Here is a 26856-nt window from a genome sequence, read left to right as displayed (position 1 = left end):
CGCGATATCGTGTTGCCGCAGGGCGAGGGTGACATGAGCTTCACGGAAACGACACGGACATCGTGGTTGGCGCGATTGAAGAACGCATTGATCGGTGCGGTCATCGGCATCATCCTGGTTGTGGTGGCCATCTGGGCCCTGTTCTGGAACGAAGGCCGGTCGATCAAGGCCTATCGGGCGCTGACCGAAGGCGCCGGCATCGTTGTCTCGGTCAGTGCCGATGAGATAGCGCCGTCGAACGAGGGAAAGCTCATCCATGTCTCGGGCAAGGTGACGCCGGACGGTGTCCCGGCCGATCCCGAATTCGGCATTTCCGCCCACGGCGCCGTGGCGGTCCTCCGCGAGGTAGAGATGTACCAGTGGGTGGAGAAGAGCGAATCGCGCTCCGAAACCAAGCTGGGTGGCAGCCAGGAAACCGTCACGACCTATACCTACACAAAGGAATGGAAGTCCGGACGCGAGAATTCGGGCGACTTCCGCCAGCCGGAGGGACACGAGAATCCGGAGCTGGCGGTCGAGGACCAGTCCTTTGCCGTCGATAGCGCCAGGGTCGGCGCCTTTGCCGTGTCCGGCGAGAGTGTCGCGGCCCTCGGCACGCAGACCGACCTTAGGCTGACGGAAGCGGACGTTGCGCGCGCCGAACAGGTTCTGTCCGGACAAGTGCATCTCGACCGTGCCGGATTCTATGTCGGCATGAACCCTGCCCAGTCGCGGGTCGGCGATCTGCGCATTCGATACAGCCGGTCGGACCTTCCCGAGGCGAGTTTCGTGGCGGCGCAGAGCGAGGGCTGGCTAGAACCGTTCACCGCCTCGAATGGTCGGGAAATCTTCCTGAGTGCAGCCGGAAAGGCGAGTGCTGCGGAAATGTTCGATACCGCCCAGGCCGAAAACACGATGATCATGTGGCTGATCCGCGTCGGTGGAATGATCGGCCTTATGGTCGGATTCAGCCTGTTCTTCTCGATCCTCGGCGTCATCGCCGACGTCGTTCCGGTCGCCGGCTCGCTGGTGCGCTTCGGCACGGGGATGGTCGCCTTCGTGCTGACCGTGCTGGTCGGGCCGCTGGTCATCGCCATCGGCTGGTTCGCCTATCGGCCGCTCTTGTCGATTGGATTGTTGTTGGCCGGCGGGCTCATTGCCTTCGCCGTGGTCTGGCTTCGTCGACGTGCGGCCGGCCGGCCGAACGCCGCTCCGTCGGCGGCTCAATAGAACAGTTCGCCCCGATCCTCTCTCGTCGCCTGGTCGATCTGGAACCAGTCGGTGATGCGGTCGATGTCCAGCTCCGCTTCGCCGTTGCGGAGTTGAACGCGAAGCTTGTCGCCTGATCTTCCAAGAGGCACGCCGATAAAGATCCGGCTATTGCCCGCCTCGTCGAGTGTATCGATTGCGAAGCGCATGGGCCCCCCAAAATTCAATCGCGTAAAAGTCTTTATTTTCGAGTGTTGGAGGCTTAAGTGACCTGCCTTGAGCGAGGCTGTCGCCGCAGGAATGCCTCTTGGGGCCAGGCCCTGGGCGAAATGCCGCGCGCTGCGGCATGTGGTGCCCCGGACACCAAGGGTGGAAAGAATGTTCATCGTTTCCAAGCTGTTCTGGGTCTTCGCCCAACCGCTGTCGCTGGCTTTCCTGGCAATCCTGCTCGCCGTCGTCGCGATCCTGAGTGGTCTTCGCCGTGGCGGCCTGGCGCTGTCAGCCTTGGCGCTTCTCGTCCTGTTCCTGACGCTCTATACGACGACCGGTTCCTTCGTTCTGCAGGGGCTGGAGGCACGCTTTCCAAAGCCTGAAGGTGATCCGCAAGCGCTCAGTTGCATGATCGTGCTCGGCGGTGCCTTTGAGACAGAGGTGACGACGACCCGCGGCGGGATCGAGATGAACCAGGCGGCCGACCGCTTTGTCGAGGCCCTGCGCCTTGCCCGCCGCTTCCCCGAGGCGGTCATTCTCGTATCGGGCGGTGATGGGTCCCTGAGCGGTGAGTATGAGGGCGATGCCGTCGCCTCCGCGCGCTTCTTCTCGACCTTCGGCATCGCTTCGGACCGGCTTGTGCGCGAGACGGCATCGCGCACCACCGCGGAAAATGTCACCAATAGCCGTTCGCTGCTTTCGGATAGACGGTTGGACAACTGCCTGCTGATTACCTCGGCCTTCCACATGCCGCGCGCCATCGGCCTGTTTCGCGCGGCGGGCGTGCCGGTCACGCCCTGGCCGACGGATTACCGCACCAGCGGCACGGTCAGGCTTGGCGTGGATTTCACCCAGCCCACGCTCAATGCGCAGCAGACCGCGACCGCCATGCGCGAGGCCATCGGCCTTGCCGCCTATTACCTCACCGGCCGGATCAGAGTGTTGTATCCGGGCCCTTGAGCACCCCTTGGCATCATTTCTTCGAAATGGTCAGGAACTTGGTGCCCTTCACGCGCACCGTGATTGCACACGGTGCCTCGTCGGTGCGCTCGCAGAAGCGCGGATGCATCTGCATCACGAAGACCATGTTGCCGAAGCGCTTGATGAAGTCATAGCCATACATCTTGGCTGTGGCGATCATGAAGTAACCGCCCTCCTTCACCTGCAGATAGAAGTTATAGGGGCAGCCGTCATCGGTACAGTCCGGGCCGCGCACGCCGTCGCAGACGAGTTCGCCATCATTGACCACGACATCCTTGATCCCGTCATTGTTGATGTCCAGCCGTGTGATGAAGGCCGGACCGAACTTCGCCTCGGCACAACGCTTCTGGAAATGTTGCTTTTCATAGATCTCGGGATCACTGATGAGTTGCTGCTGGCCGTATGATGCGGAATTCGCGGTCAGCAAAAACGCGATTTGCAGAAAGGCAAGAAGCAGGTATTTCACGGCAAACGTCCCGGGAAGATGAAGTCTCATTCTTCTACCCTATGTCGCGGTGCTTGTGCGGCCCTGACGCCGTTACGGTTTCCAAACGCTTTCGCCGGAAAGGGCTGAAATGACGCTGCTTGGATTTCTCGACTATGCCGGTGTCGCCGTGTTCGCCGCGACCGGGGCGCTTTCCGCCTCGCGCAAGGATCTGGACGTGATCGGATTTCTGTTTTTGGCGGCCGTGACTGGGATTGGCGGGGGAACGCTGCGCGACCTCGTGCTTGGCACCGTTCCGGTCTTCTGGGTGCGCGATCCGGGTTATGTCCTCGTCTGCGCCTTCGTCGGCGTCCTGGTCTTCTTCACCGCCCATCTGTTCGAATCGCGTTACCGGCTTTTGATCTGGCTCGATGCCATCGGGCTTTCGGCCTATTGCGTGATGGGGGCTGCCAAGGGGCTTGCCGCGACAGGATCGCCCACGGTGGCAATCGTCACCGGCACGCTGACCGCCACCTTCGGCGGCATTCTCCGGGATATCATCGCCGGGGAGCCCTCGGTGCTGCTGCGTCCGGAAATCTATGTTACCGCGGCCCTGGCGGGAGCCTGTGTCTTCACCGCAGCCACGGCCTTCGGTCTGCCGCTTCTCGCCGCCTCGGTTCTGGGTGCGGCCACTGCGTTTGCTATCCGAGGTGGCGCACTGCGCTTCGGTTGGAGCATTCCGCGCTACAACTCACGGCCCGGCCGGTCACCGGAGGACGTATTGTAGAGCAGGAAAGGGAAAGGCGTGAGCGCCGGGCGTTCAGCGATTCTTCGGCCGCAGGCGGATCAACACGTCGACATGGGCGATTTCCATGCCTTCCGGCGGCTCCGGCAAATTCTCGATCGAGATGTTGTTGAGCGGGATATCGAGAACCTCGTTCTCGCCCTCGACGAAGAAATGGTGATGGTCGGACACGTTGGTGTCGAAATAGGTTCGGGTGCTTTCCACCGTGAGCACACGGATGAGGCCCGCCTCGGTGAACTGGTGAAGCGTGTTGTAGACCGTGGCGAGCGAAACCGGCACGCGGGCGGCAAGCGCTTCCTCATGCAGTTCTTCGACGGTCAGGTGACGGTCGCCCTTGGCGAACAGCAGGCTCGCGAGTGCAATGCGTTGCCGTGTGGGCCGCAGGCCGCACTCGCGCAATTTCAATTCCGTATGTCTACGGTCTTCCGTCGTCATCAAGACGCTCCGCATTGCCTGTTGGTCCTTCGACGGACTTCATCCGAGGATATAACTTTTACGCGCCGCCCTTTCAATAGTTTCTACCGGGCAAGGGGTTTACAAAGTGCCGAAAAAGCCGCGATCTGGTTGTTTTTGATCTGGTCCTGAAAGGGTGGTTCCTGTATGCGACGGCTAAAGTCATCCAATGGCGGCGGATCGGGTAAGCCATCCGCGACTTCATGTCGGCTATTGTGAGACTTCAATTTGTCCCTATCTTGCTCTAAGGGTCCGTGAACGCGAAGCCTGAGGGGGGAAGAAGAAGAAAATGGCACCAAGACAATCCAGCTATAATTACGAGGAAATCCTCGCCTGCGGTCGCGGCGAACTTTTTGGCCCCGGCAACGCCCAGCTTCCGCTGCCGCCGATGCTGATGGTCCACCGGATCACCGACATTTCCGAAACGGGTGGCGAATTCGACAAGGGCTATATCCGCGCCGAATATGACGTCCGTCCGGACGACTGGTATTTTCCCTGCCATTTCCAGGGCAATCCCATCATGCCGGGCTGTCTGGGCCTCGACGGCATGTGGCAGTTGACCGGCTTCTTCCTCGGCTGGCTGGGCGAGCCCGGCCGCGGCATGGCGCTGTCCACCGGTGAGGTCAAGTTCAAGGGCATGGTGCGGCCCACCACCAAGCTGCTCGAATACGGGATCGATTTCAAGCGCGTCATGCGCGGTCGGCTCGTGCTGGGCACCGCCGATGGTTGGCTGAAGGCGGATGGCGAGACCATCTACCAGGCGACCGACCTTCGCGTCGGCCTGTCGAAGGAAAAGACGGCCTGAAAGGGCTCTGTCCAATTGCGAGATTGAGAAGGTCTGAGAGATGAGACGGGTAGTTGTAACGGGACTTGGGATCGTGTCCTCCATCGGTGCCGACGCCGCGGAGGTGACCACATCCCTGCGCGAGGCAAAGTCGGGTATCAGCTTTTCTCCCGATTTCGCCGAGCACGGCTTCAAGTGCCAGGTCTGGGGCAAGCCCGCGCTGGATCCGACCGAGCACGTCGACCGCCGCGCCATGCGTTTCCTCTCCCAGGGCGGTGCCTGGAACCATGTCGCCATGAAGCAGGCGATCGCCGATGCCGGTCTGGAAGAAGCCGACTACGCGCAGAACGAACGCGTCGGCATCATCATGGGTTCGGGCGGCCCCTCCACCCGCACCATCGTCGAGGCCGCCGACATCGTACGCCAGAACAACAGCCCCAAGCGGATCGGTCCTTTTGCCGTGCCGAAGGCCATGTCCTCGACGGCGTCCGCGACACTCGCCACCTGGTTCAAGCTCCACGGTGTCAACTACTCGATCTCGTCGGCTTGCTCGACCTCGGCTCATTGCATCGGCAACGCCTATGAGATGATCCAGTGGGGCAAGCAGGACATGATGTTCGCCGGCGGCCACGAGGATCTCGATTGGACCATGTCCGATCTGTTCGACGCCATGGGCGCCATGTCCTCCAAGTTCAACGATACCCCTTCGACGGCATCGCGGGCCTATGATGCATCGCGCGACGGTTTCGTCATCGCGGGCGGTGCCGGCGTGCTGGTGCTCGAGGAACTGGAACACGCCAAGGCGCGCGGTGCCAAGATATACGCCGAAATCGTCGGCTATGGCGCGACTTCGGACGGCTACGACATGGTCGCGCCGTCGGGCGAGGGGGCGATCCGCTGCATGCGCCAGGCGCTCTCCACCGTGAAGGGTGAGGTCGACTACATCAACACCCACGGGACTTCGACGCCGGTCGGCGACAGCAAGGAAATCGGCGCGATCCGCGAAGTGTTCGGCGCCAAGATCCCGCACATCCAGTCGACCAAGTCGCTCACCGGCCATTCGCTGGGTGCTGCCGGCGTGCAGGAATCGATCTATGGCCTGCTGATGATGCAGGAGCGTTTCATCGGCGAGAGCGCTCACATCACCGAGCTCGACCCGGAATTCGACGGCGTGCCGATCGTTCGCCAGCGCATCGACAATGCCAAGATCGACACCGTTCTGTCCAACTCCTTCGGCTTCGGCGGCACCAACGCAACCCTGGTCTTCCAGCGTCAGAATGGATAACGGAATGATTGCTTCCATGCAGGGAAAACGCGGCCTCATCATGGGCGTCGCGAACAGCCACTCGATCGCCTGGGGCATCGCCCAGGCTCTGAGCCGCGCCGGCGCGGAACTGGCCTTCACCTATCAGGGCGAGGCGCTCGGCAAGCGGGTGAAGCCGCTGGCAGCCGAACTGGGTTCGGACTTCCTGCTGCCTTGCGATGTGGAGGATATCGCGTCCGTCGACGCCGTGATCGGCGCGCTCAAGGAGAAATGGGGCAAGATCGATTTCATCGTTCATGCCATCGGCTTCTCCGACAAGAACGAGCTCAAGGGGTTGTATGCCGATACCAGCCGGGACAATTTCACCCGCACCATGGTGATCTCGTGCTTCTCCTTCACCGAGATCGCCAAACGCGCGGCCGATCTGATGTCGGAAGGCGGCGCCATGCTGACACTGACCTATGGCGGCTCGGTGCGTGTGATGCCGAACTACAATGTCATGGGCGTTGCCAAGGCGGCTCTCGAGGCCTCTGTGCGCTACCTGGCGGGCGACTACGGTCCGCGCGGCATCCGCGTCAATGCCATCTCGGCCGGCCCGATCCGTACGCTCGCCGGGGCCGGAATCTCCGATGCACGCGCCATGCTCTCGTGGCAGCAGAAGAACGCGCCGCTGCGTCGCACGGTGACGATCGAGGACGTCGGGAACTCGGCGCTTTATTTGCTGTCGGACCTGTCGCGTGGCGTGACCGGCGAAATTCACTACGTCGATGCCGGCTACAACATCACCTCGATGCCTGTGCTCGAGACGCTGCGAAACACCGACGCGGAATAGTCGCTCGGTGGGAAACGAAAATGCCTGGCGCGACCTCATATCGCGCCAGGCATGAACACGGAGTGGTCCGCCAGCCGGGAAAACCCGGCTTACTCCGGTCTTGGATTGTGCTCCAGTTCAATCGAGCCCATCAGGATGGCCATGCTGACCGCATGCAGCCGATTGCGCGCGCCGAGCTTCCGTTCGGCGGATGACAACATCCCCTCGACCTCGGTCTCGGGCAGCACCAGCAGATTGCAGATGTCCAGCGGACGCTTGCCTTCCGCGAGCATCGTCAGGCACTTCACTTCCGCATCGGTCAATGCGGTTCTCGAACCGGACGGCTGTCCGGCGGATGTATCGCTATTCGCCATGATGTTCTGAGATCGCCAAGATTGAAAGGGTGCTATGTCGCGGAAGTCTCACTGCGACATGCCTACTCTCGGTTATATAGGGTAAAATTCAACGAGCGCAATTCGCGTCGGACGCCAAATACTTACCATCGCACGCGATGGTCTTCGCCACCGTTTGCCCTGTGATGTCAGCTTAACGTCAGCAATTCTGCCTGTCGCGTGGCAATTGTCAATAGCCAAAGCGCTCTTCGCGACCAGCCCGGAGGCTGCGATCAGGCACTCTTGCGTCCGCGCAATTCGCTGGGCGTACGACCGAACCATCGCGCGACCGACCGCGTGAACGCACTCGGCGCCGAATAGCCCAGCCGATAACAGATCTCCGCAATCGGCAGTTCGCTCTCGGTGAGCAGATTGAGACTCAATTCCCGCCGGAGATCGTCACGGATCTCCGCCAGGCTGGTGTGCTCTTCGGCGAGCCGGCGCTGGAAGGTGCGCTCCGATATGCCGAAATGCGGGGAGATCTCGCTCAAGGATGGATTGGACTCCGCCATGCGCAAGATCAGGAACTTGCGCACCTGATCAATGAAGCTTCCCTCCTGATGATCTGCGTTCGGCCACATGGATCGGCACTGAATGTCCATGAGCGAGAACAGCCTGGCGTCGGCCTTGGGATTGTGCATGTCAAGCAGGCTCGCGGGAATGCGCAAGGCGTTCTCCCGGCAGCCGAAACGGAGCTTCCTGGTGAGATAGTCGCGAAACACCTGCGGCGATTTCGGCCGAGGCCGTTCCAGGTCGACCTCGACAAGATCGGTGCGGCTCCCCGCAATATCGCGCAGCCGCCGCATCGCAAGGGCTATTCCCATGTCGACATATTGGTCGCGCTTCACGATGGCCGGAGCAAACGACCAGGAGAAGGACGCGCCGCGGTCGTCGATGGTCAGGCGCAGATTGCTGGCATAGGTCGCATATTGCATGTGCAGGGCGAGAAACCGCACGAAGTCGCGCACGGTCGGCGCCGTCATCAACCCGTAGCCGAACGGCCCGGTGGACCCTGCGACGAAGCGGTCGACACATTTCAATCCGAATGCCTCGTCATCGGCCAGCAATGCGCAGGCCTCCAGCAGCCGGCATATCCGGTCGAGGCTGATGCGTGCCGTCAGGCTCTGGAACATATCCGGATCGATCTTCAGGGCGCTGCAGATTGGCCCGATATCGATACCGTAGGACTGCGCATGCGCCTGAATCGCAGACGCGACGCCTGCAACGGCCGTAAGTTCGTCAGCGATCGATTTATTAGCCATTGAATATCTGGCGTCCAATGATAAGCCAATGACGCCGCAGGTTAAGTCCCATTCGCCAGTTTGTCGAGAGACGAGGCATCCGGAAGAGCCGGATGCCGTTCGGTAATAGCTAGTGTCCGATAAAGGCCGCGCAGAGCCTACTTCTTGGCCCAGAGAACCTTGAAACGGGCATTTCGACACGTCTCGCCGTGTTCACGAAAATCTTCGGCGAGGATGCCCTCATAGGGCAGGCCGCGATTGGCAACCAGCAGCAATTGCCCGCCGCCGCGCAGGGCTTGGGCTGCCGCCTTGATCATCGTCTGGCCGAGGCCCGGTTCCGCAGCATGTCCCTGGTGGAAAGGCGGGTTCATGATGACGAGATCGTATTTCTCCTTGGCGGGTTCGCGGGTGAGGTCCTGCCAGAAGAAGCGCGCCGAGAGCTTGGGGCAGTTGGCCGCAAGATTTGCCTTTGCGCATTCCAGGGCCTCAAAATCGGCCTCGAACAGATCGATGCGCGCGGTGCGCGGTGCGCGTTCGGCCAGCATGATCGACAGATAACCCCAGCCGGCGCCGAAGTCCGCGGCATTACCGTCGAAGTTCTCAGGCAAGCGGCTTGCCAGCAGCTCGGAGCCGTCGTCGATACGATCATGGGAAAACATGCCGGCGCGTGTATGGAAGCGTCCGTCCACCAGCGTATCGCGTGCGCCAAGCTTGGCGACAGCTGCGCTGGCATCGCCCGGTGCGTTGAACCACAGAGCGACGCCGTGGTATTTCGGCATGTGCTCAGCCTCGATACCGAGGCCGCCAAGACGCTTGCGCATCGGCTGCACCCCATCTTCCTTGCCGCCGGCAACCACGATCAATCCACCCGCCTTCACCCGCTTGAGGGCTTCCGCAATGCGATTGTCGTTTTCGCCCCGATGCTTGCCGAGCAGCACCAGCGCCCCGTCGAAATTCTCGCCCTCGACCCGGGAAATCGGCTCGAGCTGTGCGGCCTGCAGCCTCAGGAACTCGCCGCGATGGCCCTGTACCGGCACGATCTTCGCCGGAAATTCCGCAGGCGTGGCAAAGCCGGCCTCCGCTCCGAGGAAAAGGAAGCGTTCACCATCGCCGGGTGCGGCAACCGTGCCGCTGGCAAAGGGATGGAAGAGGGTTTTCAGCGTTTCGCGGCTCATGGCAGATTCTCCGGGCGAATAAAAAAGGCGCGGAAGGGTTTCCGCGCCTTGGTTCAAAGGTGAGGGGCCGCTTATTCGGCGGCTTCGCCCTCGTCCTTCTTCTTCTCGGCGACGATTTCCTTGCCGGTCGTCTGGTCGACGGCCTTCATCGACAGGCGGACCTTGCCGCGCTCGTCGAAGCCCATCAGCTTGACCCAGACCTTGTCGCCTTCCTTGACGACGTCGGAAGTCTTGGCAACGCGGTCGGATGCCAGCTGCGAAATGTGCACGAGGCCGTCACGCGAACCGAAGAAGTTGACGAAGGCGCCGAAATCGGCGGTCTTCACAACGGTACCTTCGTAGATCACGCCGACTTCCGGCTCGGCCACGATCGAGTGGATCCACTTGCGGGCCGCTTCGATCTCCTTGCCGGAGGACGAGGCGATCTTGATCGTGCCATCGTCTTCGATGTTGATCTTGGCGCCGGTCTTTTCGACGATTTCGCGGATGACCTTGCCGCCCGAACCGATGACTTCACGGATCTTGTCGACCGGGATGTTCATCACTTCGATGCGCGGAGCGAATTCGCCGAGTTGGCTGCGGCCTTCGGTGATGGCGTTCGCCATTTCGCCGAGGATATGCTTGCGGCCGCCCTGCGCCTGGGCCAGAGCCACCTTCATGATCTCTTCGGTGATGCCGGCGATCTTGATGTCCATCTGCAGCGAGGTGATGCCATCCGAGGTGCCGGCAACCTTGAAGTCCATGTCGCCGAGATGGTCTTCGTCACCGAGAATGTCGGAGAGAACGGCAAAACGGTCTCCTTCGAGGATCAGGCCCATGGCGATACCGGCGACCGGCTTGGCCAGCGGAACACCTGCATCCATCAGCGCCAGCGAGGTGCCGCAAACGGTTGCCATCGAGGACGATCCGTTCGACTCGGTGATCTCGGAGACGACACGCAGCGTGTAGGGGAACTGCTCAGCGGACGGCAGCATCGGGCGGATAGCGCGCCAGGCGAGCTTGCCGTGACCGATTTCGCGGCGGCCCGGGGAGCCCATGCGGCCCGTTTCGCCGACCGAGTAGGGCGGGAAGTTGTAGTGCAGCAGGAAGCGTTCCTTGTACATGCCGGTCAGCGAGTCGACATACTGCTCGTCTTCGCCGGTGCCGAGCGTGGCAACCACGATCGCCTGGGTTTCGCCGCGGGTGAACAGGGCCGAGCCATGCGTGCGCGGCAGGATGCCGACTTCCGATACGATCGGACGAACGGTTTCCAGGTCGCGGCCGTCGATGCGGCTCTTGGTGTCGAGGATGTTCCAACGAACGATCTTCGCCTGCAGGGTCTTGAACACCGAGCCGATGACTTCAGCCGTGTACTTGGCTTCGCCGCCCTCCGGCAGGAAATGCGCCTTGACCTTGGCCTTCACGGCGTCGACGGCAGCGTAACGGGCGGCCTTCTCGGTGATCTTGTAGGCGTCGCGCAGTTCGGTTTCGGCCATTGCCAGCATTTCGGCTTCGAGCGCGGAATAGTCTTCCGGATCGAAATCGCGCGGTTCCTTGGCGGCAACCTCGGCGAGCTTGATGATCGCGTCGATGACCGGCTGGAAGCCCTTGTGGCCGAACATGACGGCGCCGAGCATGATCTCTTCGTTGAGTTCCTTGGCTTCCGACTCGACCATCAGGACGGCGTCCTGCGTGCCCGCCACGACCAGGTCGAGAACCGACTCGTCCATCTCATCGAGATGCGGGTTCAGGACATATTCGCCGTTGATGAAGCCGACGCGTGCGCCGCCGACCGGGCCCATGAAGGGGACGCCGGAAAGCGTCAGTGCTGCCGATGCGGCGACCATGGACAGGACGTCCGGATCATTTTCAAGGTCGTGCTGGATGACGGTGACGACGACCTGGGTGTCGTTCTTGTAGCCGTCCGGGAAGAGCGGGCGGATCGGGCGGTCGATCAGGCGGGAAACCAGCGTTTCCTTTTCCGACGGGCGACCTTCGCGCTTGAAATAGCCACCCGGGATCTTGCCGGCGGCATAGGTCTTTTCCTGGTAGTTGACGGTGAGCGGGAAGAAGTCCTGGCCCGGCTTCGGCGACTTGGCCGAAACGACGGTGGCGAGAACGACGGTCTCGCCGTAGGTGGCCATGACGGCGCCGTCGGCCTGACGGGCGATCTTGCCGGTTTCGAGCTTGAGCGGGCGGCCTGCCCACTCAATTTCCACGCTATGGATATCAAACATGTGTCTTGTCCTTCTTCCGCGGTTGCGGGCCTTCAAGGCCTGGCTCGAATTGAGCCGTTCGCATCCATGGGAATGCTGACGCATCACGGGCAAGACAGCGGGAGGCTCTCCTGAAAGATATCCTAGCGGTCTGGGACATCTTCTCTGACAGATGCCGAAGGTCTTCGGCGAAAGCATCCGGCAATCCTGCCCCATGACAGGTCATCGGTTGGTTTTGGCAGCACCGGCCCATCCGGCCTGCCCTTTTCGTGGGATCCCCAGGCAAGTCTGCCCATTGCGATCCGCCGGGACGGTGCCCCGAAAGGAACCGGCGGACCATCGCAAGGACGGTCCGCCGGAAGATTTTTTAGCGGCGAATGCCCAGGCTCGTGATGAGCTTCGTGTAGCGGCCTTCGTCCTTCTTCTTGAGGTAGTCAAGAAGCGAGCGGCGGCTCGACACCATCGTCAGGAGGCCACGGCGGGAATGGTTATCCTTCTTGTGGTCCTTGAAGTGTCCGGTCAGGTTGTTGATCCGCTCGGTCAGGATCGCAACCTGGACTTCCGGAGAACCGGTGTCGCCTTCGACGGTTGCGTATTCCTTGATGAGGGCAGCCTTGCGCTCTGCAGTGATCGACATCGGAAATCCTTTCTGAATATCAGGAGAAAAAGTCGCCATATGCCGGGATGTCGTCCAGCAAAGGCCGTGAAAGCAGGCGGAAAGCCGCCGTGCTGGCGTGCCTATAACGCATCCCGTGGCGAAATGAAAGTGTTGATTGTCCGGGCGCGGTTCAGGTGAAAACCCGCCGCGGGCGGAACTCACCTTCGCCGATCTCACCGATCGCCACCAGCTTGCCGAAGCAGGTGGCAAAGGCGTCAGCCTCTGCGACCGGCGCATTGCGGCCCCTGAGCAGGATCGGATTGCCCATCCGCAGGCGATGCGCCTGGTCTTCGGTAATGGCGATGTGCGGCAGGCTGGACAGGGCTTCACCGGTATCGATCAGGAACGCATCGAGCGCGGCCAGCCGCTCCTGCTTGTCTTCGATCGCCTCCAGCGCCGTCAGCTCTGCAAGCGGAACCATCATATCTTCGGCAAAGGGAGCGACGAAGGTCCGCCGGAGCGACGAAATGTGGCCGTAGCAGCCCAGGTCGCGGCCAAAATCGCGGGCGAGCGAGCGCACATACGTGCCCTTGCCGCATTCGACTTCGAAGCGTGCGCTGTTTACATCCGGACAGCCGATCAGTGTCAGGCGGAAGATCTCCACCTCACGCGAGGGGATGTCGACGGTTTCGCCTTCGCGCGCCAGGTCGTAGGCCCGCTCGCCGGCGATCTTGATCGCGGAGAACTGCGGCGGGATCTGGGAAATCACACCGGTGTAGTTTGGCAGCAGGGCGCGGATCGCTTCTTCGCTCGGACGATTGACCGAAGTTTCCGTCGCCTCGCCCTCGAGGTCGTCGGTCGTCCGCTCTTCACCCCAGGTTACGGTGAATTCGTAGATCTTGCGCCCATCCATGACGTAAGGCACGGTCTTGGTGGCGTCGCCGAGCGCGATCGGCAGCATGCCGGAGGCGAGCGGATCGAGCGTGCCGGCATGACCGGCCTTCTGCGCGTCGAACAGCCACTTGATCTTGGAGACGGCCTCGGTCGAGCCGAAATCGACCGGCTTGTCGAGGATCAGCCAGCCGGAAACCGGCCGGCCCTTGGGTTTGCGGGGTTTGGACATGCGCCTCTATTCTTGTTCGTCGTCGCTGTCGGTGTGCCCCAGGTCGCGCTGGACCTCGGGCGAGCGCAAGAGCGCGTCGATCTTCTGGTAATTGTCGAAGCTGGTATCGTCGCGGAACCGCACCTCGGGCATGTATTTCAGCTGCCGGAGCTGGGGCCCGAGACGTCCGCGGATATATTTGGCGTGGTGGTTCAGCGCGTCGATCACCGCCTGGTGGTCGGCAACGCCGAGCGGTGTCACATAGGCGTTTGCGACCCGAAGGTCCGGCGACATGCGGACTTCGGAGATCGAGATCACCGTCTTTTCGATCAGCGGATCGCGCACTTCGCCACGCTGCAACACCTGCGAGATCGCCGCGCGCACCTGTTCGCCGACACGCAGCATGCGCTGGTTGGGCGCGGAAGTCGTTGGTTTGGTCATATCTTTTCGCCTTAAACGAAGCGAGCGCCGGATCGTCCGGCGCCCGTCCTGTTATTCCGTGCGGATGGTCGCCTTAAAGCGTGCGCGTGATATGTTCCACGCGGAAGCACTCGATCGTGTCGCCGGCGCGGATGTCTTCGTAGTTCTCGAAGGCCATGCCACATTCCTGGCCCATCGGCACTTCGGCCACTTCGTCCTTGAAGCGCTTGAGTGTCTTGAGCTTGCCTTCGTGGATGACGACGTTGTCGCGCACCAGACGGACACCTGCTCCACGTTCGACCTTGCCTTCGATGACACGGCAACCCGCGACCTTGCCGACCTTCGTGATGTTGAACACCTCGAGGATCTCGGCGTTGCCGAGGAAGGTTTCGCGCCGTTCCGGCGACAGCAGGCCCGACATCGCAGCCTTCACGTCATCCACCAGATCGTAGATGATGTTGTAGTAGCGGATCTCGATGCCGGCACGCTCCGAGGCCGTGCGGGCCTGGGCGTTGGCGCGGACGTTGAAGCCGATGATGGCGGCATTGGATGCCTCGGCAAGCGAGACATCCGATTCCGTGATCGCGCCTGCACCCGAATGGACGATGCGGGCCCGAACCTCGTCGGTACCGAGCTTGTCGAGAGCCGCGATGATCGCTTCGACCGAGCCCTGCACGTCGCCCTTGATCACCAGCGGGAATTCCTTGAAGCCGGTATTCTGCAGCTGGGTCATCATCTGTTCCAGCGAACCGCGCTGGCCGGACTGACGGGCAGCGGCCTTGTCGCGGGCCAGACGCTGGCGATACTCGGAAATCTCGCGGGCGCGGGCCTCGTTCTCGACCACGGCGAAGCGGTCACCGGCAGCGGGCGTACCCGACAGACCGAGGATTTCGACCGGCATGGCCGGACCGGCTTCCTTGACGTGTTCGCCCTTGTCGTTGACGAGTGCGCGCACGCGGCCCCACTGGTCGCCGGCGACGATGATCTGACCGGGCTTCAGCGTACCCTTCTGCACCAGGACGGTGGCAACCGCACCGCGGCCACGGTCGAGCTGGGCTTCGATGACGGTGCCTTCGGCGGTGCGCTTCGGATCGGCCTTGAGGTCGAGAATTTCGGCCTGCAGCAGGACGGCTTCGAGAAGCTTGTCGAGGTTGATCTTGTTCTTCGCCGAGACCTCGACGTCGAGCACTTCGCCGCCCATGGATTCCACGAAGACTTCATGCTGCAGAAGCTGCTGGCGAACCTTGTCCGGATTTGCCTCATGCTTGTCGATCTTGTTGATCGCCACGATGATCGGCACGTTGGCCGCCTTGGCGTGGTTGATCGATTCGATCGTCTGCGGCATGACGCTGTCATCGGCGGCAACCACCAGAATGGCGATGTCGGTTGCCTGAGCACCGCGGGCACGCATGGCGGTAAAGGCGGCGTGACCGGGCGTGTCGATGAAGGTGATCTTCTGGCCGTTCTGCTCGACCTGATAGGCGCCGATATGCTGCGTGATGCCGCCGGCTTCGCCCGATACGACCGAGGTCTTGCGGATGGCGTCGAGCAGCGAGGTCTTGCCGTGGTCGACGTGGCCCATGATGGTCACGACCGGCGGACGGGACACCAGTTCACCTGCGTCGTCGGCAACATTGAAGATGCCTTCTTCAACGTCGGATTCCGAAACACGCTTGACCGTATGGCCGAATTCGGTGGCGATGAGCTCGGCAAGGTCGGCGTCGATGACGTCGCCCGGCTTCATCATCTGGCCTTCCTTCATCAGGTACTTGATGACGTCGACGGCGCGTTCGGACATGCGCTGCGACAGTTCCTGAATGGTGATGGTCTCGGGCAGGATGACTTCGCGCATGACCTTTTCACGCGTTTCCTGCATCTGCGACCGGCGGAACTTCTCCTGGCGGCGGCGCTGGGCTGCCATTGAGCGACCGCGGGCGTTGCCGTCATCGTCGACATTGGCCGTGGTGACGGTCAGCTTTCCGCGACGACGCTCTTCCTCGGCCTTCGGACGCGGCGGGACCTTGGCGGGGGTCGGAGCAACGACCTTGCCACGAACCGGCGCGCCGCGGCTGACGGTGCGTTCTTCCTCTTCCTCGTCGCCGGCCTTGCGGCCACGCACAAAGCCCGGTGCCGCGGGAGCGGACGGAGCAGCGGCCGGCTTTGCACCCGGACGCGTTTCCGCTACCGGCGCTACGGCCTGGGTTTCGGCGACAGGTGCCGGTTCTTCCGGCTGGGGTTCGGCAGCACGGCGGGCAGCCTCTTCGGCAGCCAGGCGCGCGCGTTCCTCGGCCTCCGCCACGCGGCGGGCTTCATCGATGACGCGCTGCTTGGCTTCCTCGACTTCGCGAGCCTGGGCTTCGACCAAGGCGCGACGGCGCGCTTCCATCTCGCCGGCCGACAGGTCGTGCAGGACGGCGCCGCGCGGGCGTTCCTGGCGGACGGGCGGCTGCGGCGTGGGGCGCTGCGGCTGTGGGGTGGGCTGATGCGTGCGGGTCTGCTGAGCAGGCGCTGCGGGACGTGAAGGAACGACCGGTGCTGCCACGGGTTCTGCAGCGCGCGCGACCGGTGCGGCCGGCGTTACGATCTTTTCGTCTTCGGGGCGGATCGGGCGGCGCTTGCGCGTCTCCACCACGACGGCCTTGGTTCGACCGCGACCCATATCCTGGCGCACGGTCCCCTGGGTCACGCCTGACGGTTTCAGTGTGAGGGTCTTCTTGGGCGCGCTGAGTGTCTTGTCGTCGTTGTTGTCGGTCATTCCGTTCCGTTCCTTGGACAAGGACGGATGCGGCGCATCAGACCTCGTCGTTCAATTCGTCATTCCGATAAAGCGTCCGGCTGATACCGGTAGCCACGTCATTGCTTCGGCATGTCAGAGACATCCTTTTTCTGGGACAGTCCGCCAGTGCGGTACTGTTCAAGCACGTTTGCGCGCTTCACTACACCTTCACCCGCCTGCCCTGCAAGCGCGCAAGCATGGATAAACGCATTCTGGCCCATCAGTTCGTCCATTTCCGCCCCTGAGAGCAGATGGTAGGACGGTATTTCCGCGTCAGTCCCCATGCCGAGGTGCCAGGCCTTTCGCGCCTGGTCTATCTTTCGCACGCCATCGGCCGCTGCATCGGTCGAATGGAAGACGGCAAGCGCCTCGCCACTGCGCACCGCAGCCTCGACCTTTGCCGAACCGGATACGAACTGACCGGCCTTGCGCGCCAGGTTCATCATGCCGGCCAGTTGCTGGGCCAGCAGCCGGTCGACCGTCTCGCCGAGATTGGCGTCCACCTTCACGTCCCGCTTCAAGGCACGGGCGAAAAGTTTCTTCGCCACGGCCTTGTCGACGGCCGCCCGGCTGGGCGAAACCCAGCAGCCCCGACCGGGAAGCGCGCGCTTCAGGTCGGGGACAATGGTACCGTCGGGTGCCGCCACGAACCGGATCAGCGTCTCAGGCGAGCCGCCTTCCCGCGTGGCGATGCACATGCGCCCGTTCACTTCGCCCACATCGAGGTCTTCCTCGTCGTCGGCGGTGTCCGGCGCCCCGTCTATCATCACGCTTCCTGCTCGCCTTCGGCTTCTTCTTCAGCCACGGCCTCGGTCGCGAGGTCTTCCTCGGTGATCCAGCCAGCAGCCAAGCGTGCCTGGACGATCATGTTCTCGGCCTCGGCCCGCGAAATGTCGAACTTCGAGAACAGGCCCTCGAACTTCTTCGTCTCGCCGTCCTTGCGTTCGCTCCAGCCGACCAGGTCGTCGGCCGCGCAACCGGCAAAGTCCTCGACCGTCTTGATACCGTCTTCGCCGAGAGCGACCATCATCTGCGACGTCATGCCGTCGATCGAGCGCAACTCGTCGGACACGCCGAGTTCCTTGCGCTTGGCGTCCATTTCCGCCTCGATCTTCTCCAGGTACTCGCGGGCGCGGGTCTGGATTTCCTGGGCGGTGTCCTCGTCGAAGCCGTCGATCGAGGCGATTTCCTCGAGGTCGACATAGGCGACTTCCTCGACCTGGGCGAAGCCCTCGGAGGCGAGCACCTGTCCGACCATTTCGTCGACGTCCAGCGCATCCATGAACAGGTTGGTGCGCTCGTTGAATTCCTTCTGGCGGCGCTCTGATTCCTCGGCTTCCGTCATGATGTCGATGTCCCAGCCGGTCAGCTGCGATGCGAGGCGCACGTTCTGGCCCCGGCGGCCGATGGCGAGCGACAACTGCTCGTCCGGAACGACGACTTCGATGCGCTCGGCATCTTCGTCGAGAACGACCTTGGCGACCTCCGCCGGCTGCAGCGCGTTGACGATGAAGGCAGCCGGATCGTTGGACCACGGGATGATGTCGATCTTTTCGCCCTGAAGCTCGCCGACGACGGCCTGGACGCGGGAACCGCGCATACCGACGCAGGCGCCGACCGGATCGATCGAGCTGTCGTTCGAGATGACGGCGATCTTGGCGCGCGAACCCGGGTCACGGGCAACCGACTTGATCTGGATGATGCCGTCGTAGATTTCCGGCACTTCCATGGTGAACAGCTTGACCATGAACTGCGGATGGGTGCGCGACAGGAAGATCTGCGGGCCGCGCTGTTCGCGGCGCACGTCGTAGACATAGGCGCGAACGCGGTCGCCGTAACGGAAGGCTTCGCGCGGGATCATCTCGTCGCGACGGATGATGCCTTCGCCGCGGCCGAGGTCGACGATGACATTGCCGTATTCGACGCGCTTGACGGTGCCGTTGACGATCTCGCCGACGCGGTCCTTGAACTCGTCGAACTGGCGGTCACGCTCGGCTTCGCGCACCTTCTGCACGATGACCTGCTTGGCCGACTGGGCGGCGATGCGGCCGAAATCCATCGGCGGCAGCGGATCGGCGATGAAGTCGCCGATCTTGGCTTCGATGTTGCGGTCGCGGGCAAGTTCCAGAGCGATCTGGGTCGAATAATCCTCGACGGTGTCGACGACTTCGAGAAGACGCTGCAGGCGGATTTCGCCGGTCTTCGAATTGATGTCGGCGCGGATGTTGGTTTCCGAGCCATAGCGCGAGCGGGCGGCCTTCTGGATGGCGTCGGCCATCGCGGCAAGGACGATTTCGCGGTCGATGACTTTCTCACGGGCGACCGCATCTGCGATCTGCAAGAGCTCGAGCCGGTTAGCACTGACTGCCATTGTCTTAAGTCTCCGTCTTCCTGCCGGGGCCGCTGCCCTCGAGGCGGTTAGTCAAACTTTATGCGTCGCTGTCTTCGTCGTTCTGGTTGGCCGCTTGCGCCTTGGCCTGCTTGTCGGCGCGAAGCGCATCGCGAATGAGATCGTCCGTCAGGATCAGCTTCGCTTCGCTGAGCGTATTGAACGGGATCTTCACCCGCGGCTCCTCGCCATAGGCCACCTGGTCGCGCTCGAGCGTGAAGCCGTCGGCATCGACATCGGTGATCTTGCCGCGAAACCGCTTGCGGTTGTCGACCAGGATGGAGGTCTCGCACTTGACGATATGACCCTGCCAGCGCGTGAAATCCGACTTGCGCACCATCGGGCGATCGATGCCCGGCGACGACACCTCGAGGTGATAGGCCTTTTCGACGGGGTCTTCGACATCGAGAACCGGAGAGATGGCCATGGAGACCTCCTCGCAATCGGTCACGGTCATCGTTCCGTCGTTCTTCTCGGCCATGACCTGCAGCGTCAGGCCGTTCTGGTTCATCAGCCGCGCCCGAACCAGCTTGTATCCCAAGGCAACCAGAACCGGCTCGATGATCTCGGCAATGCGCCGGTCGAGACCCGTCTCGATGATGATACGTGCTTCGCCGGCTTCCGGCGTCGGCATGCTGTCAGTCAATCGTCATACTCCTGGATAGGTCCGATCGCCAACAAAAAAGAGCGGGTCCTCGCGGCCCCACCCTTCATCTGTCGATCAAGAATTTACGGTTCGTATACGCCGGTTTCGGCCCGATTGCAAGCTTTTCGCGAGGCACAGCCTATCTATGCCTCCAGGCTGCGGGATGGTAGACCATCGGCAAGATCCCCCTTGTCACCGGAGTGCCGGTTCCGCCGCGATCGAGACCTTCGAAAAGGTAAGTCCAAGTGCCCGAGCGCAGATCCTTCCTGTCCCCGCTGAAGCATCCGGTCTACCGAAGGATCTGGGGCGCCAGCATCGCCTCCAACCTCGGTGGACTGATCCAGGGCGTCGGCGCCGCCTGGATGATGGCCTCGATTTCCCAGTCGGAGAACATGGTGGCGCTGGTGCAGGCATCGACCACGTTGCCGCTGATGCTGTTCTCGTTGCTTTCGGGCGCAATCGCCGACAATTACGATCGGCGCCGCGTCATGCTGACGGCCCAGATCTTCATGTTCTGCGTCTCCGCACTGCTGGCGCTGTTTGCCTATCTCGGCCTGATCACCCCCTGGCTGCTCCTGCTCTTCACCTTCCTGATCGGCAGTGGTGCGGCGCTCAACAATCCGTCCTGGCAGGCTTCCGTCGGCGATCTGGTGCCGCGCGAAGATCTGCCCGGCGCGGTTTCGCTCAACAGCGTCGGTTTCAATATCACCCGCAGCGTCGGCCCGGCCATCGGCGGGATGATCGTTGCTGCGGCCGGCGCGGCAGCGGCTTTTGCCGCCAATTCGCTCAGCTATTTCGCTCTCGTCTTCGCCCTTTATCGCTGGAAACCGGATCTGCCGAAGCGCACCTTGCCGCGCGAGGCGCTCGGCCGGGCGATCGCGGCCGGTCTGCGTTACGTCGCCATGTCGCCGAATATCACCAAGGTGCTGTTTCGCGGCTTCGTCTTTGGCCTGACGGCGAGCGCCGTGATGGCGCTGCTTCCCATTGTGACGCGCGACCTGATCGGTGGCGGGGCGCTGACCTACGGTGTCATGCTCGGTGCGTTCGGCGCTGGCGCGATCGCCGGCGCGCTTGCCAATTCGCGGCTTCGCGAACTGCTGACCAGCGAAGACATCGTGCGTTGCGCCTTTGCCGGCTTCGCCCTGAGCTCGACCATGATCGGCATCAGCCCCTATGCGGTCGTGACCGGTCTCTCGCTCGTCGTTGCCGGCACCTGCTGGGTTCTGGCGCTGTCGCTGTTCAACACGGTCGTGCAATTGTCCACGCCGCGCTGGGTCGTCGGCCGGGCCTTGTCTCTCTATCAGACCGCCACCTTCGGCGGCATGGCGGGCGGCAGCTGGATCTGGGGTCTGGTGGCGGAGAGCCATGGCGTCACCGCCGCCTTTTTCTCCTCCGCCCTGTTGATGATCCTCGGCGTCGGCATCGGCCTCTTCCTTCCGATGCCGCCCTTTGCCTCGTTGGATCTCGACCCGCTCAATCGTTTCGCCGAGCCGCCTCTGAGATTGGATATCCGGCCGCGCAGTGGTCCGATCGTCATCAATATCGACTATGAAATCGCCGACGAGGACCTGCCGGAATTCCTGGCGGTCATGGTCGAGCGGCGGCGCATCCGTATCCGGGACGGCGCGCGAAACTGGGCGCTGATGCGCGATCTGGAGAATCCGGACATCTGGACGGAGACCTATCATACGCCGACCTGGGTGGAGTATGTGCGCCACAACCAGCGCCGCACCATGGCTGATGCCGAGACGACCGACCGACTGCTGGCGCTCCACCGCGGCAAGGAGAAGCCCCGTGTTCACCGCATGATCGAGCGCCAGGCGATCCCGCCCACCGACGACGTCTTCCACAAGCCGCATATCGAACCGCATTGAGCGGCTCTTGCGGCCTCAGCGCAGCTTGCCCTTCAGCGAGGCATCGGGATAGCAGGTGGGCCGCATGCCGTTCTTGTCCTGCCAGTCGCCGAGCGAGCGCCGCGTCTTGAAGCCCGGCAGGCCGTCGACATTGCCGACATCATAGCCCTTGGCGACGAGCGCCTTCTGCATGGCAAGCACATCCGAGCGCAGCATCTTGCCGACGTCACCGAACGGAGCCTTGAATGCGCCGCTGCCATAGGCGATGCGGTCCGCGAGATTGCCGATGAAAAGGGCATAGAGGTCGGAGTTGTTGTACTCCTTGAGCACGTAGAAGTTCGGGCTGACCAGGAACTCCGGGCCGTGCGTTCCGGCCGGCACCAGCATCATCGTCGAGGCGGAGAGCTCACTTCCCGGGAAGGCCTTGCCGGAGATCCGGGTGATCCCCTGTGCCGACCATTCTGACAGCGGCTTGGCCCGGTCCGGGCCTTCCTGGGCGCAAGATACGCCATCTGGTATCTTGACCTCGAAGCCCCAGCCGCGTCCCGTCTGCCAGCCGCTCTTCTTCAGGTAGTTGGCGATCGATGCCAGGCTGTCGGGCACCGAGTTCCAGATGTCGCGATGCCCGTCGCCGTCGAAGTCGACGGCATATTTGAGATAGCTGGTCGGCATGAATTGCGGTTGGCCGAGCGCGCCGGCCCAGGAGCCCTTCATCTGGCCGGCGCCGATATCGCCGCCCTCGATCATGTGCAGCGCCGAGATCAGTTCGCGGCGGAACAGGTCCTTGCGGGTCGACATGAAGGCCTTGGTGGCCAGAACCTCGACGGCGGAATAGGGAAGCTTTGCGCCGCCGAAGCCGGATTCCCGGCCCCAGATGGCGACGATGATCGAGCCCGGAACGCCATAGGCCGCCTCGACCTTGCGCAGCGTCGAGGCGTGGCGATCGGCAAGGCTGCGGCCGGTGGCGGCCAGTCCCTGCAAGCGCTTTTCCGAGAAATAGGCGCCGGGCGAGGAGAACTCCGCCTGACTCTGCTTCCGATCTTTGGGTGGTGCGGTCCCCGGGGGCACGAGGTCCGGCAGGTCCCAGTTGAGTGTCAGGCCGGCGACCGCCTTGTCGAAGGCCTGACGGGAAATTCCGGCCGTCTTCGCCTCTGGCCAGAGGTCGTTGGCGAGCCAGGCCTGGAACTGCTGTTCGACGGCCGCCTTGGACGGGGCGGCGATGGCGGCAGGGACGCTCCAAAGCAGGCAGACAGACAGCGCCAGCGCAAGGCTGCGTCGAACGCTCGCCTTGGAGGTGGGCTGCCCGACAGGGCGGAGTGGGCTAGGGCCGGTCATGACAGGTCTCCCGTCGTCGTGCAGAGAATCAGATGACTGTCCTGGCGCGCAAAGCGGCCGAAAGTGTGCCTTCGTCGAGATAATCCAGCTCGCCGCCGACCGGCACGCCATGCGCCAGCCGCGTGATCTTCACGTCCAGCCCGGCCAGGTGGTCGGTGATATAGTGTGCGGTGGTCTGCCCCTCGACGGTGGCGTTGACGGCGATGATGACCTCGCGGATGCCGCCCTTGGCGACGCGGTCGATCAGCCCCTTGATGTTGAGATCGTCCGGCCCAACGCCGTCGAGCGGCGAGAGCGTGCCGCCGAGCACGTGATAGGCGGCGTTCATCGCGCCGGCTCGCTCCAGCGCCCAGAGGTCGGACACATCCTCCACGACGATGATCATCGACTGGTCGCGCCTGTCGTCGGTGCACACGGTGCAGGGATCGACGGTGTCGACATTGCCGCAATGCGAGCACACCTTCACCTTGTCGAAGGCGTCGCCCATGGCGTGCGCCAGGGGACCCATCAACTGGTCCTTCTTCTTGATCAGGTGCAGCGCGGCGCGGCGGGCCGAGCGGGGTCCGAGTCCCGGCACCTTCGCCAGCAACTGGATGAGTTTTTCGATTTCCGGACCGGTGACTCGCTTTGCCATTGGCCGCTTCTACTCCATATCCTCGCTAAACGGAATCGCCGAAGGGAGTGCCGCCGCATGAAAATCCTCGCCGTCTGCCGTGGCAGTGCCGAAATCCTGCCCGGCAAGAAATACAAGACCGGCATCAACAAGATGGCCGTGAACGGCCCGGTCATGGTCGACGCCCATGGCATTGTCGGCGATGCGATCTGCAACGGCGAACTGCATGGCGGCGAGGAACAGGCGGTCTATATCGAGGGCGCAGAGACGCTCGACTGGTGGGCCGGTGAACTCGGCCATCCTCTGGAGCCCGGAACTTTCGGTGAAAACCTGGTGATCGAGGGGATCGACAATCGAGACATCGCGGTCGGCGACCGCTTCAGCGCCGGCGATGTGGTACTGGAGGTGACCTCCACCCGCATCCCCTGCGCGACCTTCGCCGCAAAGATGAACGACCCGAAATTCCCCAAGCGCTACATGAAGGCCGGCCGCGCCGGCGCCTATGCGCGGGTGCTCTCCGGCGGCATTCTCGAGGCCGGTCAGACGGTCGACTACCAACCCTTCGCCGGCGAGCGCATCACCATGCCGGAGCTCATGGCGAGCTACGGCAAGAAACTTAAAGGCGCCGAGCGTGACCGCTACCTCGCCGTGCCGCTGCATGCCGAACTCAGGGCTTTCCTCAACGACTGACGAAAGCGGCCGCCGGAAAAGCGGCCGTTGTCAAAGGCAGGCTTGAACTGAGGATCAGAACGGCAGCTTCATGCCGGGCGGGATCGGCAGGCCGGCGGTCATTTCCTTGGTCTTTTCCGCCATCACGGCCTCGGCCTTGTCCTTGGCGTCCTTGTGGGCGGCGACGATCAGGTCCTCGAGGATCTCGACCTCGTCTTCCTTGAACAGCGAAGGATCGATCTTCACGCCCTTGAGATCGCCCTTGCCGGTCATGGTGACGGTCACCAGTCCGCCGCCCGACTTGCCTTCGACTTCGAGCGAGGCGATCTCCGCCTGCATCTTCTCCATCTTGGCCTGCATTTCCTTGACCTTGCCCATCATGCCCATGATGTCGCGCATGTGCTGTCTCCTTGGCTGTGTAAATCGAACTGGATTGCGTCAGAACTCGATGTCGTCGCCGGGCAGAATGTCGCCCTCGGCCGATTCCGCCGCCGCCGGCAGGCTCGGCATTTCCTCTTCGACCACCGGTGCGCGGATCCTCACATCGGTAATCTTGGCCCCGGGAAAGCGGGAGAGGATTGCCGCCACATCGGGATCCTGGCGGGCATCGACGAAGCGGGCCTCACGGGTCGAAGCGTCCGCTTCGACAAGGGTCGGCTGTCCCTCTTCGCGGCTGAGGATCACCATCCAGCGGATTTCGGTCCATTCCTCCAGCCGCTTCTGCAGATCGCTGACCAGTGTCTTCGGCGCTTCCGCCGGCAGGTTGATTTCCAGTCGACCGGGCTCGATACCCACCAGCCGGACAAAATTGCGCAACAGCGCCCTCAGCTTCGGGTCGCGGTGGCGGGTGCAAAGTTCGGCCACATCTTCGAGCGAGTTGATGTGCACCTTGGGTTGGGGCCGGGGCTCGGCCGGCTTCGTTTCCGTGCGGGCGAGCGTCATTGGCGCATTGTCCGGCTGCGGAACGCTGTGCAGGTGCGCAACCGGTTGCGCCGGCGTGATCCGGGCGGAGACGTCGACGGACTGTTGGGCCACGACCGCCGTGCGATAGGCGGCGGATGCACCGCCGCCATTGCCACCGCGCGGCGCGGCCCCGGGCTGGGCCCCGTCGCCACCTTCGGATAGCGCCAGCAGCCGGCGCGCGGCATCCTCCGGCGAGGGCAGGTGGGCGGCATGGGCAAGGCGAATGATGACCATCTCGGCCGCGCCGGCGGGCCGCGAGGAATTCTCGGCTTCCGGAATGCCCTTGAGCAGCATCTGCCACATCCGCGACAGCGTCGTGACCGACACGCTGTCGGCCAGCTCCGCACCGCGCACCCGCTCCACTTCGCTGAGCGACGGATCCTGCGCGGCGGAAGGGATATACTTGAGCCGCGTCACCAGATGCGTGAAGTCGGCGAGATCGGTCAGGACCACGGTCGGATTGGCGCCGGCCTCATACTGGCTGCCGAATTCGGAAAGGGCAGCGGCGGCATCGCCGCGCACGATGTGGTCGAACAGGTCGACGATCCGCGCACGGTCGGCGAGACCGAGCATGCCGCGGACGGCGTCCGCCCGCACGATGCCGCCGCCGTGGGCGATGGCCTGGTCGAGCAAGGACAAACCGTCGCGCGCCGAGCCTTCGGCGGCACGGGCGATCATCGCCAGCGCCTCTTCCTCGGCGGTGATGCCTTCCTTCGCGGAAATGGTCGAGAACAGCCCGACGAGGTCCGCAGCGCTGATGCGGCGCAGGTCGAAGCGCTGGCAACGCGACAGGACCGTGATCGGAACCTTGCGGATTTCGGTGGTGGCGAAGATGAATTTCACATGCTCGGGCGGCTCCTCGAGCGTCTTCAACAGGCCGTTGAAGGCTGGGGTCGACAGCATGTGCACTTCGTCGATGATGTAGACCTTGTAGCGCGCCGATACCGGGCGATAACGCACCTGCTCGATGATCTCGCGAATGTCGTCGATGCCGGTATGCGAGGCGGCGTCCATCTCGATCACGTCGACATGGCGGCCTTCCATGATTGCCTGGCAGTGCTCGCCGGGGATCTTCAGGTCGATCGTCGGCTTGTCGATCTCGGCGGTCTTGTAGTTCAGGCCGCGCGCCAGAATGCGAGCAGTGGTGGTCTTGCCCACGCCGCGAACCCCGGTCAGCATATAGGCCTGGGCGATGCGTCCGGTCTCGAAGGCGTTGGTGAGTGTTCTCACCATCGGCTCCTGGCCGACCATCAGGTCGGTGAAATCCTTGGGGCGATATTTGCGGGCCAGAACCCGGTAGCCGGTGGCGCTACCCTCGGAATTCGATGCTTTCGGCTCGAAATCGCTCATCGCCCTGCCAGCGTCTCTCGAAGACCCGATGCCCGGGCACGCACTGGCCAGCGTCGTGGCCGGCCAAATAAAACGGAAGGTGGGAGGCTGGCACGATGACCCGTGCCGCGCTCGTTAGGGCTGCTTCCTTCCGGACCTGACCCGGTTGGCGAGTGGCTCGTCCACCACCAACCTCCCGAGCCACATATCGGCAATTACGCGATCAAATGCAAGCCAAGC

At 62.9% G+C, this 26856-nt stretch carries 26 protein-coding genes and 1 other RNA gene; 8 read left to right on the top strand and 19 right to left on the bottom strand.

The genetic code is table 11. The annotated features are described in order from the left end of the window. The first annotated feature begins 33 nt into the window (after window positions 1-33). Window positions 34-1209 carry a TMEM43 family protein gene (locus tag RHIZ70P_RS03130; RefSeq protein ID WP_115668895.1) on the top strand — a complete coding sequence of 392 codons (1176 nt, stop codon included), beginning with the start codon at window positions 34-36 and terminating at the stop codon, window positions 1207-1209. Here the strand turns inward: RHIZ70P_RS03130 and RHIZ70P_RS03125 are convergent. Beyond that, window positions 1203-1397, bottom strand: a complete 195-nt coding sequence (locus RHIZ70P_RS03125; RefSeq protein ID WP_115668894.1) for a hypothetical protein — start codon at window positions 1395-1397, stop codon at window positions 1203-1205. The genes RHIZ70P_RS03130 and RHIZ70P_RS03125 overlap by 7 nt on opposite strands. Before the next feature lie 169 nt (window positions 1398-1566). Between RHIZ70P_RS03125 and RHIZ70P_RS03120 the strand changes: the two genes are divergently transcribed. Next, window positions 1567-2358 carry a YdcF family protein gene (locus tag RHIZ70P_RS03120; protein ID WP_115668893.1) on the top strand — a complete coding sequence of 264 codons (792 nt, stop codon included), beginning with the start codon at window positions 1567-1569 and terminating at the stop codon, window positions 2356-2358. A 13-nt stretch (window positions 2359-2371) separates the two neighbouring features. Here the strand turns inward: RHIZ70P_RS03120 and RHIZ70P_RS03115 are convergent, their stop codons facing one another. Continuing rightward, on the bottom strand, window positions 2372-2845 hold the full coding sequence (locus RHIZ70P_RS03115; RefSeq protein WP_115668892.1) for a hypothetical protein: 474 nt from the start codon (window positions 2843-2845) through the stop codon (window positions 2372-2374). 109 nt (window positions 2846-2954) lie between these two features. Between RHIZ70P_RS03115 and RHIZ70P_RS03110 the strand changes: the two genes are divergently transcribed. Beyond that, the gene (locus tag RHIZ70P_RS03110) at window positions 2955-3590 is read left to right on the top strand and encodes a trimeric intracellular cation channel family protein (RefSeq protein ID WP_115668891.1); all 636 of its coding nucleotides are present in this window, start codon (window positions 2955-2957) and stop codon (window positions 3588-3590) included. A gap of 33 nt (window positions 3591-3623) precedes the next feature. Here RHIZ70P_RS03110 and irrA read toward each other — a convergent pair whose 3' ends face one another. After that, complete coding sequence (gene irrA, locus RHIZ70P_RS03105; RefSeq protein WP_115669056.1) at window positions 3624-4043, bottom strand: iron response transcriptional regulator IrrA; 420 nt, start codon at window positions 4041-4043, stop codon at window positions 3624-3626. 307 nt (window positions 4044-4350) lie between these two features. On the opposite strand from irrA, the gene fabA reads away from it, so the two are divergent. From fabA to fabI, 3 genes are read left to right on the top strand one after another with little or no spacing between them, the layout of a single operon-like run. Then, on the top strand, window positions 4351-4866 hold the full coding sequence (fabA, locus tag RHIZ70P_RS03100) for a 3-hydroxyacyl-[acyl-carrier-protein] dehydratase FabA (protein ID WP_115668890.1): 516 nt from the start codon (window positions 4351-4353) through the stop codon (window positions 4864-4866). A gap of 40 nt (window positions 4867-4906) precedes the next feature. Continuing rightward, window positions 4907-6130, top strand: a complete 1224-nt coding sequence (gene fabB / locus RHIZ70P_RS03095) for a beta-ketoacyl-ACP synthase I (RefSeq protein WP_115668889.1) — start codon at window positions 4907-4909, stop codon at window positions 6128-6130. A 4-nt stretch (window positions 6131-6134) separates the two neighbouring features. Further along, entirely contained in the window at window positions 6135-6941 is an 807-nt protein-coding gene (fabI, locus tag RHIZ70P_RS03090; RefSeq protein ID WP_115668888.1) for an enoyl-ACP reductase FabI, read from the top strand. An 89-nt stretch (window positions 6942-7030) separates the two neighbouring features. Here fabI and RHIZ70P_RS03085 read toward each other — a convergent pair whose 3' ends face one another. The 11 genes from RHIZ70P_RS03085 to rimP all read right to left on the bottom strand — a co-directional run bounded on the left by RHIZ70P_RS03085 (window position 7031) and on the right by rimP (window position 19842). Continuing rightward, window positions 7031-7243 carry a helix-turn-helix transcriptional regulator gene (locus RHIZ70P_RS03085; protein ID WP_235842120.1) on the bottom strand — a complete coding sequence of 71 codons (213 nt, stop codon included), beginning with the start codon at window positions 7241-7243 and terminating at the stop codon, window positions 7031-7033. Between the two features lie 302 nt (window positions 7244-7545). Continuing rightward, window positions 7546-8574 carry an AraC family transcriptional regulator gene (locus RHIZ70P_RS03080; protein WP_115668886.1) on the bottom strand — a complete coding sequence of 343 codons (1029 nt, stop codon included), beginning with the start codon at window positions 8572-8574 and terminating at the stop codon, window positions 7546-7548. A gap of 137 nt (window positions 8575-8711) precedes the next feature. Continuing rightward, window positions 8712-9728, bottom strand: coding sequence for a class I SAM-dependent methyltransferase (locus RHIZ70P_RS03075; protein ID WP_115668885.1), 1017 nt, complete (start codon window positions 9726-9728; stop codon window positions 8712-8714). 71 nt (window positions 9729-9799) lie between these two features. After that, window positions 9800-11944: a polyribonucleotide nucleotidyltransferase gene (gene pnp / locus RHIZ70P_RS03070; protein WP_115668884.1), complete on the bottom strand. Its 2145-nt coding sequence runs from the start codon at window positions 11942-11944 to the stop codon at window positions 9800-9802. 346 nt (window positions 11945-12290) lie between these two features. After that, window positions 12291-12560: a 30S ribosomal protein S15 gene (gene rpsO, locus RHIZ70P_RS03065; RefSeq protein ID WP_034512717.1), complete on the bottom strand. Its 270-nt coding sequence runs from the start codon at window positions 12558-12560 to the stop codon at window positions 12291-12293. A 151-nt stretch (window positions 12561-12711) separates the two neighbouring features. Continuing rightward, window positions 12712-13644 (bottom strand): tRNA pseudouridine(55) synthase TruB, encoded by a 933-nt coding sequence (gene truB, locus RHIZ70P_RS03060; protein WP_115668883.1) that lies wholly within the window; start codon window positions 13642-13644, stop codon window positions 12712-12714. A gap of 6 nt (window positions 13645-13650) precedes the next feature. Then, the gene (rbfA, locus tag RHIZ70P_RS03055; RefSeq protein WP_028737448.1) at window positions 13651-14064 is read right to left on the bottom strand and encodes a 30S ribosome-binding factor RbfA; all 414 of its coding nucleotides are present in this window, start codon (window positions 14062-14064) and stop codon (window positions 13651-13653) included. Between the two features lie 73 nt (window positions 14065-14137). Next, window positions 14138-16798 carry a translation initiation factor IF-2 gene (infB, locus tag RHIZ70P_RS03050; RefSeq protein ID WP_115668882.1) on the bottom strand — a complete coding sequence of 887 codons (2661 nt, stop codon included), beginning with the start codon at window positions 16796-16798 and terminating at the stop codon, window positions 14138-14140. Window positions 16799-16896: 98 nt separating this feature from the next. Continuing rightward, window positions 16897-17586 carry an RNA-binding protein gene (locus RHIZ70P_RS03045; protein ID WP_115668881.1) on the bottom strand — a complete coding sequence of 230 codons (690 nt, stop codon included), beginning with the start codon at window positions 17584-17586 and terminating at the stop codon, window positions 16897-16899. Further along, window positions 17586-19190, bottom strand: a complete 1605-nt coding sequence (nusA, locus tag RHIZ70P_RS03040; protein ID WP_115668880.1) for a transcription termination factor NusA — start codon at window positions 19188-19190, stop codon at window positions 17586-17588. Before nusA ends, RHIZ70P_RS03045 begins: the two co-directional genes overlap by 1 nt. A gap of 58 nt (window positions 19191-19248) precedes the next feature. Continuing rightward, window positions 19249-19842: a ribosome maturation factor RimP gene (gene rimP, locus RHIZ70P_RS03035; RefSeq protein WP_115668879.1), complete on the bottom strand. Its 594-nt coding sequence runs from the start codon at window positions 19840-19842 to the stop codon at window positions 19249-19251. 257 nt (window positions 19843-20099) lie between these two features. Here rimP and RHIZ70P_RS03030 point away from each other — a divergent pair, with 257 nt between their 5' ends. Beyond that, window positions 20100-21728, top strand: a complete 1629-nt coding sequence (locus RHIZ70P_RS03030; RefSeq protein WP_115668878.1) for an MFS transporter — start codon at window positions 20100-20102, stop codon at window positions 21726-21728. A 15-nt stretch (window positions 21729-21743) separates the two neighbouring features. Here the strand turns inward: RHIZ70P_RS03030 and RHIZ70P_RS03025 are convergent, their stop codons facing one another. Beyond that, a complete protein-coding gene (locus RHIZ70P_RS03025) occupies window positions 21744-23042 on the bottom strand; it encodes a lytic murein transglycosylase (RefSeq protein ID WP_115668877.1) in 1299 nt (432 codons plus the stop codon). Between the two features lie 28 nt (window positions 23043-23070). Beyond that, complete coding sequence (recR, locus tag RHIZ70P_RS03020) at window positions 23071-23676, bottom strand: recombination mediator RecR (RefSeq protein ID WP_115668876.1); 606 nt, start codon at window positions 23674-23676, stop codon at window positions 23071-23073. Between the two features lie 57 nt (window positions 23677-23733). Here recR and RHIZ70P_RS03015 point away from each other — a divergent pair, with 57 nt between their 5' ends. Beyond that, the gene (locus RHIZ70P_RS03015) at window positions 23734-24345 is read left to right on the top strand and encodes an MOSC domain-containing protein (RefSeq protein WP_115668875.1); all 612 of its coding nucleotides are present in this window, start codon (window positions 23734-23736) and stop codon (window positions 24343-24345) included. A gap of 54 nt (window positions 24346-24399) precedes the next feature. Here the strand turns inward: RHIZ70P_RS03015 and RHIZ70P_RS03010 are convergent, their stop codons facing one another. The 3 genes from RHIZ70P_RS03010 to ffs form a co-directional block, all read right to left on the bottom strand. Continuing rightward, window positions 24400-24723: a YbaB/EbfC family nucleoid-associated protein gene (locus RHIZ70P_RS03010; protein ID WP_115668874.1), complete on the bottom strand. Its 324-nt coding sequence runs from the start codon at window positions 24721-24723 to the stop codon at window positions 24400-24402. 39 nt (window positions 24724-24762) lie between these two features. Continuing rightward, entirely contained in the window at window positions 24763-26637 is a 1875-nt protein-coding gene (locus RHIZ70P_RS03005) for a DNA polymerase III subunit gamma/tau (protein ID WP_115668873.1), read from the bottom strand. A 79-nt stretch (window positions 26638-26716) separates the two neighbouring features. Next, window positions 26717-26813, bottom strand: an RNA gene (ffs, locus tag RHIZ70P_RS03000) — signal recognition particle sRNA small type. Window positions 26814-26856: the final 43 nt, after the last annotated feature.

The organism is Paenirhizobium selenitireducens ATCC BAA-1503, assembly GCF_900492185.1.
In the GTDB taxonomy this organism is placed as follows: Bacteria; Pseudomonadota; Alphaproteobacteria; order Rhizobiales; family Rhizobiaceae; genus Allorhizobium; species Allorhizobium selenitireducens_A.
The sequence above is the reverse complement of the archived record's forward strand: the minus strand, read 5'-3'. Positions and strand labels throughout refer to the sequence as shown.